The following is a 15,760-nucleotide window of genomic DNA, read 5'->3' as shown; positions in this document are numbered from 1 at the left end:
ACCAGAAAGGGAGTTTCCTCATGCTTCGTTCCACCCGGAGCGGCGCGGCGATGGCCGCGTTGCTCGGCGGCGCCCTCGTGCCTGCCGCAGCCGCCGCCCAGACCGAGACCCAGGTCTCCGGCCGCATGACGACCGGCCCGGCGCCGGTCAGCGCCCAGGCCGATACCCCCATCCAGGCGGAGGCCGGTGCCGCGCCGGTGCTGACCCGCGACAATGGCGCGCCGGTGGGCGACAACCGCAATTCCAAGGCCGCGGGCGATCTCGGCCCGGTGCTGCTCGAGGATTCGCATCTGATCGAGAAGCTGGCCCGCTTCGATCGCGAGCGCACGCCCGAGCGCGTCGTCCATGCCCGCGGCACCGGCGCGCACGGCGTGTTCCGCGCGACCGCCGACATTTCCGATCTCACCAAGGCGTCGCTGTTCCAGCCGGGCAAGGAAACGCCGGTGTTCGTGCGCTTCTCCAGCGTGATCCACGGCAAGGACAGCCCCGAATGGCTGCGCGACCCGCGCGGCTTCGCCACCAAATTCTACACCGATCAGGGCAACTGGGATCTGGTGGGCAACAACCTGCCGATCTTCTTCATCCGCGACGCGATGCAGTTCCCCGACATGGTGCACTCGCTGAAGCCCGATCCCGTCACCAACCGGCAGGATCCGAACCGCTTCTTCGACTTCTTCTCGGCAACACCCGAATCGACGAACATGCTGACCCAGCTCTATTCGAACCTGGGTACCCCGGCCTCGTACCGCACGATGGACGGCAACGGCGTCCATGCCTTCAAGCTGGTCAATGCCAAGGGCGAGACGGTGTTCGCCAAGTTCCGCTGGATCAGCCGCCAGGGCGTCCACAACCTCACCGCGGCCCAGGCCGGCGCGCAGGCGTTCGACTATCACACCCATGATCTCTACACCGAGATCGCCAAGGGCAATTATCCGAGCTGGGACCTGATGGTGCAGGTGATGCGGCCTGAGGACTTCGCCAAGCTCGACTACAACCCGTTCGACGACACCAAGGAATGGCTGGGCGTGCCGTTCCGCAAGATCGGCGAGATGACGCTGAACAAGGTGCCGGACAATTTCTTCGAATGGACCGAACAGTCCGCCTTCGCGCCGTCGAACATGGTGCCGGGCATCGAGGCCTCCCCCGATCGCATGCTGCAGGGCCGGCTGTTCAGCTATGCCGATACCCAGCGCTACCGCATCGGCGCCAACGCGCTGGCGCTGCCGGTCAACAAGCCGCGCGTCACGGTGGTCAACAACAGCCAGGACGGCCAGCTCAACGCCTCGGGCCGGGCCTCGCGGGTGAACTATTTCCCCGCCGCGCTGGCCCCGAAGACCACCCCGGCCGAGGCGGGCGCTGCCCCCTATGCGGTGGATGCGACGGTCGCCGTCAAGCCGATCGCCAAGAGCAGCAACTTCGCCCAGGCGGGCGTCTTCTACCGCGCGCTGCCGGCGGCGGAGAAGGCGGATCTGATCAAGAACCTGTCGGGCGATCTGGGCAAGGTCGTGTCGCCGCGCACGCGGACGATCATGGTCAGCTACTTCTACCAGGCCGACAAGGACTATGGCACCCGGCTCGCCAAGGCGGTGAACGTGCCGCTGGCCGAGGTGGAGAAGGCGGTCGCCGAATATCGCGCGGCGCACGCCGAGCAGCTGGCCGCCAACTGAGGTCCCCCCGAAGACCCGGGCCGGCACGTACCGGCCCGGGCATTCGCGGTATCGGAGCATGTGATGCGTTTCTTGTTGTTTCTGCTGGCCGGGGCCGTGCTGGCCCCGGTGCCGATGGCAGCCGCCCAGACGGCCGCGGCCGAGCTGCCGTCGCCCGAGCGGCGCCAGGCGCTGCTGTTCGAAGCCGCGCGCGCCGGCCGGGCCGATCTGGTGCCGGAACTGGTGCGGCTGGGGGCGGATCCCAATGCCCGCGACGCCCGCGGTTTCACGCCCGCGATCCTCGCCGCCTATAACGGCCAGGCGGCGGCGCTGGAGGCGCTGATCGCGGCCGGCGCCGATCCCTGCCAGGCCGATGGCGGCCAGGGCAACACCGCGCAGATGGGCGTCGCCTTCAAGGGCGACGACGCGATCGCCGCGCGGCTGCTCAAGGCCGGGTGCGACGTCAACGCCCGCAACAAGGCCGGGCAGACCGCGCTGATGATGGCGGCGCTGTTCGGGCGCGCCCGGCAGATCGAGCTGCTGCTCGCGGCCGGGGCCGATCCGGCGATCGCCGATGCAAGCGGACGCACCGCAGCCAGCGTGGCGGCGGGGCAGGGCAATGCCGCTCTGGCGGCCAGACTCGCCCCGCGCTGAGGGCTGTCGCCAGCGCGCGCAAGAAAAAGGGCCCGCACCCTCCTTCGGTGCGAGCCCTTTTTCGTGTGGCGCGGACTCAGCTGTGGAGGAAGTGCATCACGTCGCCGTCCTGCACGATGTACGCCTTGCCCTCGGCGCGCAGCTTGCCGGCCTCGCGCGCCTTGGCTTCGCCGCCCAGGCTGACGAAATCGTCGAACGCGATCGTCTCGGCGCGGATGAAGCCCTTCTCGAAATCGCTGTGGATGGTGCCCGCCGCGTTGGGCGCGGTGGCGCCGCGGTTCACGGTCCAGGCGCGCGCTTCCTTGGGGCCGACGGTGAAGAAGGTCAGCAGGTCGAGCAGCGTGTAGCCGGCGCGGATCACGCGGGCGAGGCCGGTTTCCTCCAGGCCGAGTTCGCCCAGGAACTCGCCGCGCTCGTCCAGCGGCATGGTTGCGATCTCGGCCTCGATCGCCGCCGAGACGACGACGGCCTGCGCACCCTCGGCCGCCGCCTTGGCGAAGACCTTGGCGGAAAGATCGTTGCCGTTGGCGGCGTCTTCCTCGTTGACGTTGCACACGTAGAGCACCGGCTTGGCGGTGAGCAGCTGGGCGATGCGCAGGTGGCGCGCTTCGTCCTCGTCCTTGGGGACGGTCAGCCGCGCGGGCTTGCCGTCGCGCAGCAGTTCCAGCGCCTGGCCGAGCACCGAGGCGGCGGCCTTGGCCTCCTTGTCGCCCTGCGCCGCCTTCTTGGCGAGGTTCGGCACACGCTTCTCGAGGCTTTCGAGGTCGGAGAGCATCAGCTCGGTCTCGACGGTCTCGGCATCGGCGATCGGATCGACGCGGTTGTCGACATGCTGGATGTCGTCATTCTCGAAGCAGCGCAGCACATGGACGACCGCGTCCACCTCGCGGATGTTGCCGAGGAACTGGTTGCCCAGGCCCTCGCCCTTGCTGGCGCCGCGCACCAGCCCGGCGATGTCGACGAAGCCGAGCTGCGTCTCGATGATTTTCTGCGAGCCGGCGATCTCGGCCAGCTTGTTCAGCCGCGGATCGGGGACGGCGACGTTGCCGACGTTCGGCTCGATCGTGCAGAACGGATAATTGGCTGCCTGCGCGGCCGCCGTCTCGGTCAGCGCGTTGAAAAGCGTGGACTTGCCCACATTGGGCAGGCCGACGATGCCGCAACGGAAACCCATTTAGTTCGATCCTGTCGTGAAGGGGCCGGCAGGCGTGCCGGCGATGTTGCGCGCTCGATACGCGCAGGCGGCGGCTTTTTCCAGTGCGACGCGTCTCCGCCAGCGTCTAGCCTTGACGCAGGGCCGTTCATCTGGGGTACAGGGGCAACACGGTCTTTCCTGCCGCGCGCAGGTTCACGAGGAGTTTTCGTATGATTCGCCGTATTTTCATTATGGGTACGGCTGCGGCCGCGGTCGCGCTGGCCAGCTGCGGCGGTGGTAGCTCCTCGTCGACCCCGACCCCCACGCCAACCCCCACGCCGACGCCGACTCCCACGCCCACCCCGACCTACGCCGCGTTCCCGCTGACTGCCGCGGCCGAGTTCGCCACGCTCAACGCGACCACCAGCTACACCGGCGATCCGACGGCGGGCGCCGTCACCCTGGGCGTGACCGCGACCGAGACGCTGACCACCCGCGTCAAGCTGGCGACCGCCCCGGACGTGACGACGGGCACCTATGTGTTCAACGAAGCGGCCGAGGAATCGCGCTTCACCAACACCAACATCCTGGTAACGCCGGCTGCTACCGTGCCGGAATTCTCGTTCCGCAGCACCAGCACCGCGACCAACGCGCTGGCGGGCAATTTCGCCCAGCTCGAGTTCCTCAACAACACCAGCAACAAGGCGATCACCACCGCGACCGACGCGCTGCTCGGCTCGCTGACGACGGTGAGCTACGCCAATTGGTGGCGCGGCGATTCGACCACCGGCCAGAAGCGCCTGACCTATTCGGTGTGGGGCTATTCGACGCTGACCTATGACGTGCCGACCACCGGCACCGCCAGCTACACCACCCGCATCGTCGGCCGCGCCGTGAGCGTGGCGAACGGCGCGACGACGCTGAACCGCGTCGGCGGCACCGCGACGGTGACCGTGAACTTCGCCACCGGCCTGGTCACCACCACGCTCAACCTGACGACCGTGCCGGCGACCGGCGCGGAGACCGCCTATGCCACGCTGAGCGCCCAGGCTGCGATCCCGATCGGCCAGAACCAGTTCAACGGCAGCTTCAACAGCGGCAGTCCGGTGACCGGCACGATCGCCGGCAGCTTCTACGGCCTGCAGGGCGCGAACATCGGCGTGGTGTTCGGCGCATCCGGCACGATCAACGGCGCGGACACCCGCATCGTCGGCGAACTGGTCGGCCGCAAGCAGTAACGCGCTGCTTCAGCGATAGCGGGAAGGGGGCTCGGGCGACCGGGCCCCTTTTCTTTTGGAGGTGGTTGGGGGCAGTTCTCGCCCACTTGCGGACATTCGCCCCGTCGTGACATGCTGATAACATGACCGCTGTTCTTGTAGCTGAAGTGCAACCCACAACGCTCGCTCTCGCGGACGGATTACAAATCGCGGTTGAAACAGAGAGCGACCTTCAGGCAGCTTTGGAAGGCCTGCCTCGTCTGGCATCGGGACAAACAGCTAAGCTCGCTCAAGGGCCACGGCACTATATCGAAGCTGTTCGGCATGGTGATCTCTGGTCCGTAAGCACTAGAAGAGGAAGCTATTTCACCCTTGCATCGTTTGCGGCCGAAATGACGACGGATTACAGCGATCGGCAAGTGAAGATGGGCGACGCCAATGGGTCGATTTGGGAGCGCGTCAAGCAATTCATTCTGCGCCCCTCTCCGGAGCGAGCATTGAGCACGGCACAGGTTCGAACGCTCTTCGGTGAGTTTTTTGCAGGCCGGAAGTTCAGCTTGCCAAAATCCGGCGCCTGAATCTCAGGTCCGCTTTCCACCCAAAAGCCGGCGCCCGCGCCTCAATCCTGCATCCGCCGCGCCACCTCGTTCATGAACCGCACGTCGTCGCCCGCGGCCAGCCACGGGGACTCCGCGGCGATCGCGCCCAGCATGTCGGTCAGCGGCTCGATCTCCGCCTTGGCGTAGTTGCCCAGCACATAGCCGGTCACCCGGTCCTTGTGGCCCGGATGGCCGATGCCGAGGCGCACCCGGCGGAAGTCCGGCCCCAGATGCGCGTCGGTCGAGCGCAGGCCGTTATGCCCCGCGGTGCCGCCGCCGCGCTTCACCTTCACCTTCATCGGCAACAGGTCGAGTTCGTCGTGGAAGACGGTCACGTCCTCCGGCGCAAGCTTGTAGAAGTCCATCGCCGCGCGCACCGCCCGGCCGCTCTCGTTCATGAACGTACCTGGCTTGAGCAGCACGATCTTGTCGGTGCCGATCCGGCCTTCCTGGGTCCAGCCCTGGAACTGCTTCTTCGGTGCGGAAAAGCCGTGCACCTCGGCCATCGCGTCGAGCGCCATGAAGCCGACATTGTGACGGTGCATCGCGTATTGCGGCCCCGGATTGCCGAGACCCACCCAGAGCTGCATCATCCAATCCCCAAAACCAAAATCGCCCCCGCACCTAAGATGCGGAGGCGATCTTTTGAACCCGCAAAGGGAAGGGCGATCAGCCCTCCGCTGCGTCCGCAGCTTCGCCGTCGCTCGACTTGAGCGCCGACGGGGCAACGACGGTTGCGATGGTGAAGTCGCGATCGGTGATCGCCGGGGTCGCGCCCTTGGGCAGGGTCACGGCCGAGATGTGCAGCGAATCGCCGACTTCGAGGCCCTTGAGCGAGATCTCGATCTGCTCGGGGATCTCCGCTGCGTCGACCACCAGCTCCAGCTCGTGGCGGACGATGTTGAGCACGCCGCCGCGCTTCAGGCCGGGTGCCAGCTCTTCATCGACGAACACGATCGGCACTTCGACGTGCACGGTCGCGTGCTCGGAGATGCGCAGGAAATCGACGTGCAGCGGACGATCGGTCACGACGTCGAAGGCAACGTCCTTGGCCAGCGTGCGCTCGCCGTTGACCATGATCACCGAGTTGAAGAAGTGGCCGGTGTTCAGCAGCTTCTGCAGCTCACGCTCGTTGACGTGGATGCTCGCAGGATCCTGCTTGTTGCCATAGATCACGGCGGGGACGCGGCCTTCACGACGCAGCGCCCGGGAGGCTCCCTTGCCAGCCCGGTCGCGCGTTTCGGCCGACAGCGTAAGCGTGTCGCTCATGTGTCGATTTCCAATGCGCTAAATGTTTCAACGTGCATGCCGATACAGGCCTCCAGGGATGACCCTGTGCCGGCAAGCGCGCGCCTATAGTCGAGACGGGAGGAAATCGCAAGGCACGGGCTTATTGCAGCCGCTCGACCTTCAGCCCGCCCTGCTGGAGCAGCGCCAGCACGCTGTCCCCCCCGGCGAGGTGCCCGGCGCCGACCGCGATAAAGACGGTGCCGGGGGTTCTCAGCCGCGCGCGGATCCATGCCGCCCAGGCGCGGTTGCGGCGAAGCAGCAGGGTGTCGCGCAGTTCGGGATTGGCGGCGAGGTCGGCGTTGAGCAGGTGCGCGAGCGCGTCGGCATCGCCCCTGCTCCAGGCGGCGAGCATCGCGTCGGTCTGCGGTTCGGTGCGGGGCAGGCCGCGCAGCGTGTCGTCGAGCAGGCGGCCTTGCGCAGCGGCGGAGAGATGGTCGAAATAGCCGAACTGCTGCTCGGCGGTCTCCAGCCCCAGCACCCGCTTGCCGGCCTTTCGCGCGGCGCCCTCCAGCACCTGTTCGGCACCGTTGGCGTCGTCGAAGCCCAGCTTCTGGAGCGGCAGCAGCGACAAGGTGACCGCGGCCAGCCAGGGCTCGTCACGGTCGAGCGCGGTGGGGGCGAGGCCTGCCGCGCGCAGCGCGTCCGCCAGCCTGGCATGCTCGGGCGCGGGCAGCGCGGCGACCTTGGGATCGCCGGGGGTGCGGCCGAGCCTGTCGAGCAGCGCCTGCGTCTCCGCTTGCGGCGTCATCACCAGCTCGAGAACCAGCGTGTCGGAGCGCTCGAAGGCGCTGCGCACCGGGCCGCTGAACCAGCGCAGCTCCGGCCGAAGCAGGTGCACCGTGCCGAACAGATAGATGGTCGTGCCGCCCTCGCGCACCGCCCAGAGCGCGGGCTTGGCATCGCGCGGGGCGGCGCCGCAGCTGCCGAGCAGGAGGAGGGCGGCGAGGAGGAAGGCGCGGAACATGGGGGTGGCTTGGCGGGGCGGGGATGGGGGAGTCAACGGGTGCCGCTGCTTCCGAACGTCGTCATCCCGACGAAAGTCGGGATCCAGACGCCATGCGGGCTGGGATGGCGCCGAACCGGTGACCCCAATGGATCCCGGCTTTCGCCGGGATGACGATGAAGGGGAGGGTCTGTGGGCACCGGGATGACGGCTGGGGTGAGGGGCACCGGTTGACCCCCTGTGCGCCCTGCGCCAAAGCGCTCCCTAAACCTCACAGGGTGACCAACTTGTCCGAACCTCTCAGCTTCCAGCGCATGATCCTGACGCTCCATGACTATTGGAGCACGCGCGGCTGCCTGATCCTGCAGCCCTATGACATGCGCATGGGCGCCGGCACCTTCCACCCCGCCACCACGCTCCGCGCGCTGGGGCCGGAGCCGTGGAACGCCGCCTTCGTCCAGCCCTGCCGCCGCCCGACCGACGGCCGCTATGGCGAGAACCCCAACCGGCTCCAGCATTACTACCAGTATCAGGTGATCCTGAAGCCGAGCCCGCCCGACCTGCAGGAGCTGTACCTGGGCTCGCTGGCCGCGATCGGCATCGACTTCACCCGCCATGACATCCGCTTCGTCGAGGACGACTGGGAATCGCCGACGCTCGGCGCCTGGGGCCTGGGCTGGGAAGTGTGGTGCGACGGGATGGAAGTCACCCAGTTCACCTATTTCCAGCAGATGGGCGGGTTCGACTGCAAGCCGGTGGCGGGCGAGCTGACCTACGGGCTCGAACGCCTCGCTATGTACATCCAGAACAAGGACAGCGTGTACGATCTCGCCTTCAACGACGAGGGCGTGAGCTATGGCGACGTGTTCCTGGAGAACGAACGCGAGATGTCGAAGTGGAACTTCGAGATCGCCGATACCGATGCGCTGTTCGACCTGTTCCGCAAGGCCGCGGCCGAGTGCGAGCGCTCGCTGGAGGCCAAGCTGCCGATCCCGGCCTATGAGCAGGCGATCGAGGCAAGCCACATCTTCAACCTGCTGAACGCGCGCGGCGTGATCTCGGTGGCGGAGCGCCAGGCCTATATCGGCCGGGTGCGCGATCTGGCGAAGGGGGCTTGTGCGGCGTGGATCGAGAAGAAGAGCCCCGAATGGGAAGCCGCGTACCCTGGGTGGGCGGCGTGATGCTCCTTTCGTTCACGCGAAGGCGCGAAGGCGCGAAGAAGGTTTTGCGCGCAGAGGCGCAGAGAGCGCAGAGGGGGCGGCGCCTCCGCCGCGCCAGCGGCCTTTTTTCCGCAACGTCCGCCAAGCCGGTGGCTGTTGGGGCGGCTGGCGCCGCAGCGCGTTCTGCCTCCTCTGCGTCCTTCGCGCCTCTGCTCGAAACCCCTTCCTTCCTTCGCGCCTTCGCGCCTTCGCGTGAAAAGAAATCATGACCGACTTCCTCCTCGAGCTTCGCTCCGAAGAAATCCCCGCCCGCATGCAGGAAAAGGCGCGGGAGGATCTCGCGCGCCTGTTCGTCGCCGAGCTGGACAAGGCCGGCCTCAAGGCCGCCGAGGTAGTTTCCTACGCCACGCCGCGCCGGCTGGCGCTGATCCTCAAGGGCCTGCCCGCCAAGACCGCCGCCGTCTCCGAGGAGACCAAGGGCCCGCGCGTCGGCGCGCCGCCCCAGGCGCTGGAAGGCTTTCTCCGCAAGACCGGCCTCACCGCCGACCAGCTGGTCGAGCGCGACGGCGTGCTGTTCGCGATTGTAGACAAGCCCGGCCGCGCGACGGCCGAGGTCCTCGCCGCCGCGATCCCCGCGGTGATCCGCGCCTTCCCCTGGCCCAAGTCGATGCGCTGGGGCGCGGACTCGCTCTCCACCGAGAGCCTGCGCTGGGTGCGCCCGCTCCAGGGCATCGTCGCGCTGTTCGGCAGCGACGTGGTGCCGTGCGAGATCGCCGGCGTGACGAGCGGCGCGGCGACGGTGGGACACCGCTTCCACCATCCCGGCGCGATCACCATCGGTTCGGCCGACGACTATGTCGAAAAGCTGCGCGACGCCCATGTGATCGTCGACGGGGCCGAGCGGCGGAACATCATCGCGCTGGGCGCCAAGATGGCGGCGCAGAAGGCCGGGCTCAGCCTGATCGAGGACGAGGGCCTGCTGTTCGAGAATGCCGGGCTCACCGAATGGCCGATGCCGCTGCTCGGCCGCTTCGACGAGGCGTTCCTGGCGGTACCGCCCGAGGTGATCCAGCTCACCGCGCGGGTGAACCAGAAATACTTCGTGTGCCGCGATAGCGCGGGCAAGCTGGCCAACGCGTTCGTCTGCGTGGCGAATATCGACGCGGCCGATGGCGGCGAGAAGATCGTCGCGGGCAACCAGAAGGTGCTGGCGGCCCGGCTGAGCGACGCGCGCTTCTTCTACGAGACGGACCTCAAGGTGCCGCTGGAGGCGCAGGCGGGAAAGCTCGAGAAGATCGTCTTCCACGAAAAGCTGGGCACGGTGGCCGACAAGGTCGAGCGCGTCGCCAAGCTCGCGCGCTGGCTGGTGGAGAGTGGTGTTATAAAGCCCCTCCCCTTCAGGGGAGGGGTTGGGGTGGGGGACTCCGCCTCGACCGGCGGACTCGCTCCCAGTTCAGCCCCCACCCCCAACCCCTCCCCTGAAGGGGAGGGGCTTGATTTGGCTTCCCTCGCCGAACGCGCCGCGCGGCTCGCCAAGGCGGACCTCGTCACCGGCATGGTCGGCGAGTTCCCCGAGCTGCAGGGCTTGATGGGCGGCTATTACGCCGCTGCGCAAGGGGAAGACCCGGCGGTCGCCGCGGCGATCCGCGATCACTACAAGCCGGTCGGGCAGGGCGACGACGTCCCCACCGATCCGGTGACGGTGGCGGTTGCGCTGGCGGACAAGCTGGATACGATTGCCGCGTTCTTTAGAATTGACGAGAAACCAACGGGCTCAAAAGATCCGTTCGCGTTGCGCCGCGCGTCGCTTGGTATTCTTGCGCTTTGTCAGGTTAACGGTACTCGATTGCCGTTGCACTATGCACTCGCGAAGGCGATGGGGGCGGCACTCCCTTTCAGTCGGAAACATCTTGAGTTTGATAGCTTAAGCTTTGTTCCTGGTAACATCGTTCCCAATGGCAAGGCTTTGAAAGCTGCGCTCGAAGCCAGCCTTGCTCAACCCCTACAGGGGCCTGCGGGATCGACATGGCAGCAACTGATCGACGAAATTGTCGCGGCCGTGAAGGACGCAACGGCCTTCTTCGCCGACCGCCTCAAGGTCCAGCAGCGCGAGGCGGGCGTTCGCCACGACCTGATCGACGCGGTGTTCGCGCTCGGCGGGGAGGACGATCTCGTCCGGCTGCTCGCGCGGGTGAAGGCGTTGCAGGCGTTCGTCACTACCGAGGACGGCGCCAACCTGCTCGCCGGCTACAAGCGCGCGGCGAACATCCTCAAGAAGGAAGGTGTCGCCACTGCCAGTGCTCCTGCGGAAGCAGGAGCCCAGGGTGGCGAAGGTCCGTCCAACCCTGGACCCCTGCTTTCGCAGGGGAGCGAAACCGCGCAGCACGCGTCCGGGTTCGCCTACGACGCGGAACCCGCCGAGGCCGCACTCGCATCCGCCCTCGACGCGGCCGAGCCCAAGGCGACTGCCGCGATCGTCGCCGAGGACTTCGAGGGCGCGATGGCCGCGCTCGCCACGCTGCGCGCGCCGATCGACGCCTTCTTCGATTCCGTGACGGTCAACGATGCCGATCCGGTCAAGCGTGCCGCGCGCCTGGGCCTGCTCGCGCGGATGCGTGATGCAGTGCACAAGGTCGCGGACTTCGCCAAGATCGAGGGATAACCGGTCTAATTGTACGATTAATCACTGGTAAATTGGCCAGAAACTGCCATTGTTCCGAAATAATCTGCTACCGACAACGTAGTCAGCAGTTCCTCCCTCTTCGCAAGCGCGGTAGCGCCGCACCTATCGATGGTGCGGCGCTTTCGATCGGAAGGGGATCAGAATGACGCAATATGTGTACCGCTTCGGCGGTGGTGTTTCGGACGGTGGTGCGGGGGACAAGTTTCTGCTCGGCGGCAAGGGCGCGAACCTTGCCGAGATGGCCTCGATCGGGCTGCCGGTGCCGCCGGGCTTCACCATCTCCACGGCGATGTGCACGCGCTATTATGAGGAAGGCGAGACCTTTCCCGAAAGCGTGAAGGCCGAAGTCGCGAACGGCATCGCCCATATCGAGGGCATCACGGGCAAGAAATTCGGTGACGCGGCCGATCCGCTGCTCGTCTCGGTCCGCTCGGGCGCGCGGGTGTCGATGCCCGGCATGATGGACACGGTGCTCAACCTCGGCCTCAACGACCGGACCGTGGAAGGGCTGGCGGCGACCAGCGGCGACGATCGCTTCGCCTGGGACAGCTATCGCCGCTTCATCCAGATGTATGCCGATGTGGTGCTCGGCCTCGACCATGGCCGGTTCGAGGAAGCGCTGGAGATCGCCAAGGAAGATCGCGGCTTCACGCTCGATACCGAGCTGTCGGCCGGCGATCTCCAGGCGCTGGTCGCCGAGTACAAGGCGATCGTCGAGGAGCTGTGGAACAAGCCTTTCCCGCAGGACGTGCACGACCAGCTCTGGGGCGCGATCGGCGCGGTGTTCGGATCGTGGCAGTCGGAGCGCGCCAAGGTCTATCGCCGCCTGAACGACATCCCGGCCGACTGGGGCACGGCGGTGAACGTCCAGGCGATGGTGTTCGGCAATATGGGCGACACCTCGGCGACGGGCGTGGCGTTCACCCGCGATCCTTCCACCGGCGAGCGGGCTTACTACGGCGAGTTCCTGATCAACGCGCAGGGCGAGGACGTCGTCGCCGGCATCCGCACGCCGCAATATCTCACCAAGCGCGCCCGCGAGGCGGCAGGCGCCAAGCCCGCCTCGATGGAAGAGGCGATGCCCGAGGTCTATGGCGAACTGGCGGCGGTGTTCGACCGGCTCGAGACCCATTACCGCGACATGCAGGACATCGAGTTCACCGTCGAGCGCGCCAAATTGTGGATGCTCCAGACGCGCAGCGGCAAGCGCACCGCCAAGGCGGCGCTCAAGATCGCGGTCGACATGGCCAATGAGGGGCTGGTCACGCGGGAGGAGGCGATCCTGCGCGTCGACCCCGCCGCGCTCGACCAGCTGCTCCATCCGACGCTCGATCCCAAGGCGCCGCGCGACGTGCTGACCAAGGGCCTGCCCGCCAGCCCAGGCGCGGCCTCGGGTTACGCGGTGTTCGACAGCGATACGGCGGAGAAGCGCGCCAATGCCGGCGATTCGGTGATCCTGATCCGCGTCGAGACGAGCCCGGAGGACATCCACGGCATGCACGCGGCGCGCGGCATCCTCACCGCACGCGGCGGCATGACCAGCCATGCGGCGGTCGTGGCGCGCGGCATGGGGCGGCCTTGCGTCTCGGGCGCGGGCAGCCTCTCGATCAACGCGCGCGACAAGGTGATGCGTGTCGGCACCCGTGAGGTCCGCGAGGGCGACATGGTGACGATCGACGGCGCCACCGGCGAAGTGATGGCCGGCCAGGTGCCGACCGTGCAGCCCGAGCTGTCGGGCGATTTCGGCACGCTGATGACCTGGGCCGACGAAGTCCGCCGCCTGAAGGTGCGCGCCAATGCCGAGACGCCGCTCGACTGCCGCACTGCGCGCGAGTTCGGCGCCGAGGGCGTCGGCCTGTGCCGTACCGAGCACATGTTCTTCGAACAGAGCCGCATCACCGCGGTGCGCCAGATGATCCTCGCCGAGGACGAGACCGGCCGCCGCGCTGCGCTGGAGAAGCTGCTGCCCGAACAGCGCAGCGACTTCCTGGAGATCTTCGAGGTGATGGCCGGCCTGCCGGTGACGATCCGGCTGCTCGATCCGCCGCTCCACGAATTCCTGCCGCACGAGGAGGCCGAGTTCGCCGAGGTCGCGACCGCGGCGGGGGTGGACGTCGACACGCTCAAGCGCCGCGCGGGCGAACTGCACGAGTTCAACCCGATGCTCGGCCATCGCGGCTGCCGCCTGGGCGTGACCTATCCCGAAATCTACGAGATGCAGGCGCGCGCGATCTTCGAGGCGGCGATCGCGGTGGCGGAGAAGTCCGGCGCGGCGCCGGTGCCCGAAGTGATGATCCCGCTGGTCGGCACCCGCCGCGAGCTGGAGCTGATGAAGGCGGTGGTCGACAAGGCGGCGCAGGCGGTGTTCGCCGAGAAGGGCCGCACGATCGACTATCTGGTCGGCACGATGATCGAGCTGCCCCGCGCCGCGCTGATGGCGGGCGAGATCGCCGAGGTCGGCGCCTTCTTCTCGTTCGGCACCAACGATCTCACCCAGACCACGCTGGGCGTGAGCCGCGACGATGCCTCGCGCTTCCTGACCACCTATGTCGAGAAGGGCATCTACGCCAAGGATCCGTTCGTCAGCCTGGACGTGGAGGGCGTCGGCCAGCTGATCGCGCTCGCCGCCGAGCGCGGCCGCGCGACCCGGCCCGACATCAAGCTCGGCATCTGCGGCGAGCATGGCGGCGATCCGGCCTCGATCGCGTTCTGCGAGCAGACGGGGCTCGATTATGTCTCGGCTTCGCCCTATCGCGTGCCGATCGCGCGGCTCGCGGCAGCGCAGGCGGCCATAAAAGGAAAGTGATGCTGGTAGTGGCGGTAGCAGCGGTGACGGACGATGCGGCGGCACTCAGCCGCGAGCTTCTCGCCAGCCCTACCGCCACCGCCGTGCTGGAGCGCCGCTGCGGCGCCCCCATCGTCGCCGAGGTGGACCGCACCGCGCGCAAGGAGCCGACGGCCGAGCAGCGGATGCGGCTGGGCGTCGGGCCCGAGGAGCGGGTGGTGTATCGCAGCGTCGTGCTCCGCTGCGGCGGCGTGCCCTTCTCGGTCGCCGAGAACTGGTACGTGCCCGCCCGGCTCACCCCGGAAATGAACGCCGCGCTGGAGCAGGGCGATACCCCGTTCGGCGCGGTGATTCGCCCGCTCAAGCCCCATCGCAAACCGCTGGAGCAGGTGCTCACCGGCATCGCCCCCTATGTGCTGCGGCACCGCGCGCTGGTGCTGGACGGCGATGGGCGGGTGCTGGCCGAGGTGGTCGAGAACTATACCGCGGCCGTACTTGGCTGAAGCGATCGGCGCGCGCCCCGCGATCAGGGGGCGCTGACTAGCCGGAACTTCGCAAACATGTCCGCAAAGGTCAGGCGGGTGTCGATGCTGGTATAGACCCGCATCGGGCGCGTTCCCGCTACCGCTGCATAGCCCGCCCGCTCGTCGATCTGGGGCGTGGGCCGGATCAGGTAGCGGCTGGACGATGCGTCCGGCTCGAAATAGGACTGGAGCGACGTCAGCGTCACCAGCGGGCTGTCCCCCAGGATATAGGTCTCGCCGCGCGTTCCGGTGGCTTCCACGGCACGGCGCAGCTGGGCGCGCAGATAGCGCCCGAGGGCGCCCGCCTGCTCCAGGCCGGCATCCAGTTCGGCAAAGCTGATCAGCATGGTCCGGTAGGCGTCGCGCGGCACCTGCCAGATCTCCACGGCGGACTCGTTGAACACGGTGCGTGTCGCGGCCAGATCGATGGTGGCGTTGTATTCGGGGTCCGTGCGCGGCGGCAGGCTGGGGTTGAGCGCGGCGTATTCGGCGCCGCCGATCCAGACGAGGGTCAGCCTGCGCGCGATCCGCGGCTCCAGCCGCAACGCCTCGGCAATCTCGGTGAGGCCTGCCCCGGCCACGTAGAACAGCGGAAGATCGGTATCGTCGCGCATCGCCTCGGCAAGGATGCGGCGGACCGCCGGCGTCGCTTCGGGCGCGGCATCGGGGCGCGGCGCGGCATTGCGCCCGGCGAGCACCTCTGGCTGGCGGGGCAGCCGCATGTGCCCCATCATCTCCCGGACGGCACGAACAGCATTCTCGGCCTGCGTCGAGGATCGATCGAGAAAGTCGCCGACATGGATGTGCGATCCGATGATCAGCGACACCTCCGTCGCAGGGGAGGCCAGGTGGTGGGCAAGCTGGAACAGCCCGTCCGGATCCCCCGAGAAATCATTGTCGATGATGACGCGGCGGCGAGGCACGGCCGGAAGCGCTTGCGTGCGCCCGGGCCCGGGCAGCAAGCCGAGGGCGCACCCGGCAGATAGTGCGCACAGCAGTTGACGTCGTCGCATGAGCATCCCCATCCATGGCATCCGGCGGCGCCACGCAGCGCGCGCTTCGTCTGGTGCCACCATGCGTCCACCGTGCTTTTCGGTCCAGCCGCGGCGCCGGAGCCCCGAACG

General features: G+C 67.7%; 13 protein-coding genes. 8 read left to right on the top strand and 5 right to left on the bottom strand.

Features of this window, described 5'->3' with window-relative positions:
• The first annotated feature begins 20 nt into the window (after positions 1-20).
• Entirely contained in the window at positions 21-1,667 is a 1,647-nt protein-coding gene (locus KK7_RS0100210; protein WP_040597247.1) for a catalase, read from the top strand.
• Between the two features lie 63 nt (positions 1,668-1,730).
• Positions 1,731-2,300, top strand: a complete 570-nt coding sequence (locus tag KK7_RS0100205) for an ankyrin repeat domain-containing protein (RefSeq protein WP_010542630.1) — start codon at positions 1,731-1,733, stop codon at positions 2,298-2,300.
• A 76-nt stretch (positions 2,301-2,376) separates the two neighbouring features.
• Here KK7_RS0100205 and ychF read toward each other — a convergent pair whose 3' ends face one another.
• Positions 2,377-3,474, bottom strand: coding sequence for a redox-regulated ATPase YchF (gene ychF / locus KK7_RS0100200; protein WP_010542629.1), 1,098 nt, complete (start codon positions 3,472-3,474; stop codon positions 2,377-2,379).
• 191 nt (positions 3,475-3,665) lie between these two features.
• Here ychF and KK7_RS0100195 point away from each other — a divergent pair, with 191 nt between their 5' ends.
• Entirely contained in the window at positions 3,666-4,673 is a 1,008-nt protein-coding gene (locus KK7_RS0100195) for a transferrin-binding protein-like solute binding protein (RefSeq protein WP_010542628.1), read from the top strand.
• A gap of 122 nt (positions 4,674-4,795) precedes the next feature.
• A complete protein-coding gene (locus KK7_RS22405; protein ID WP_138983897.1) occupies positions 4,796-5,230 on the top strand; it encodes a hypothetical protein in 435 nt (144 codons plus the stop codon).
• Positions 5,231-5,271: 41 nt separating this feature from the next.
• On the opposite strand, the gene pth is transcribed toward KK7_RS22405, so the two are convergent.
• From pth to KK7_RS0100175, 3 genes are all read right to left on the bottom strand, one after another.
• On the bottom strand, positions 5,272-5,841 hold the full coding sequence (pth, locus tag KK7_RS0100185; protein WP_010542627.1) for an aminoacyl-tRNA hydrolase: 570 nt from the start codon (positions 5,839-5,841) through the stop codon (positions 5,272-5,274).
• Positions 5,842-5,920: 79 nt separating this feature from the next.
• Entirely contained in the window at positions 5,921-6,520 is a 600-nt protein-coding gene (locus KK7_RS0100180) for a 50S ribosomal protein L25/general stress protein Ctc (protein ID WP_010542626.1), read from the bottom strand.
• Between the two features lie 121 nt (positions 6,521-6,641).
• Positions 6,642-7,505: a TraB/GumN family protein gene (locus tag KK7_RS0100175; protein ID WP_010542625.1), complete on the bottom strand. Its 864-nt coding sequence runs from the start codon at positions 7,503-7,505 to the stop codon at positions 6,642-6,644.
• 293 nt (positions 7,506-7,798) lie between these two features.
• Here KK7_RS0100175 and KK7_RS0100170 point away from each other — a divergent pair, with 293 nt between their 5' ends.
• The 4 genes from KK7_RS0100170 (at position 7,799) to KK7_RS0100155 (ending at position 14,615) form a co-directional block, all read left to right on the top strand.
• Complete coding sequence (locus KK7_RS0100170; RefSeq protein ID WP_029622527.1) at positions 7,799-8,665, top strand: glycine--tRNA ligase subunit alpha; 867 nt, start codon at positions 7,799-7,801, stop codon at positions 8,663-8,665.
• Positions 8,666-8,909: 244 nt separating this feature from the next.
• Entirely contained in the window at positions 8,910-11,306 is a 2,397-nt protein-coding gene (glyS, locus tag KK7_RS0100165) for a glycine--tRNA ligase subunit beta (RefSeq protein WP_010542623.1), read from the top strand.
• Between the two features lie 163 nt (positions 11,307-11,469).
• Entirely contained in the window at positions 11,470-14,133 is a 2,664-nt protein-coding gene (gene ppdK / locus KK7_RS0100160) for a pyruvate, phosphate dikinase (RefSeq protein ID WP_010542622.1), read from the top strand.
• A complete protein-coding gene (locus KK7_RS0100155; RefSeq protein ID WP_010542621.1) occupies positions 14,133-14,615 on the top strand; it encodes a chorismate--pyruvate lyase family protein in 483 nt (160 codons plus the stop codon). Before ppdK ends, KK7_RS0100155 begins: the two co-directional genes overlap by 1 nt.
• A gap of 23 nt (positions 14,616-14,638) precedes the next feature.
• Here the strand turns inward: KK7_RS0100155 and KK7_RS0100150 are convergent, their stop codons facing one another.
• Entirely contained in the window at positions 14,639-15,559 is a 921-nt protein-coding gene (locus tag KK7_RS0100150) for a nucleoside hydrolase (protein ID WP_237709098.1), read from the bottom strand.
• Between the last annotated feature and the right edge of the window lie 201 nt (positions 15,560-15,760).

It is taken from the genome of Sphingomonas elodea ATCC 31461 (assembly GCF_000226955.1).
In the GTDB taxonomy this organism is placed as follows: domain Bacteria; phylum Pseudomonadota; class Alphaproteobacteria; order Sphingomonadales; family Sphingomonadaceae; genus Sphingomonas; species Sphingomonas elodea.
This window is presented reverse-complemented; position numbering and strand designations above follow the sequence as displayed.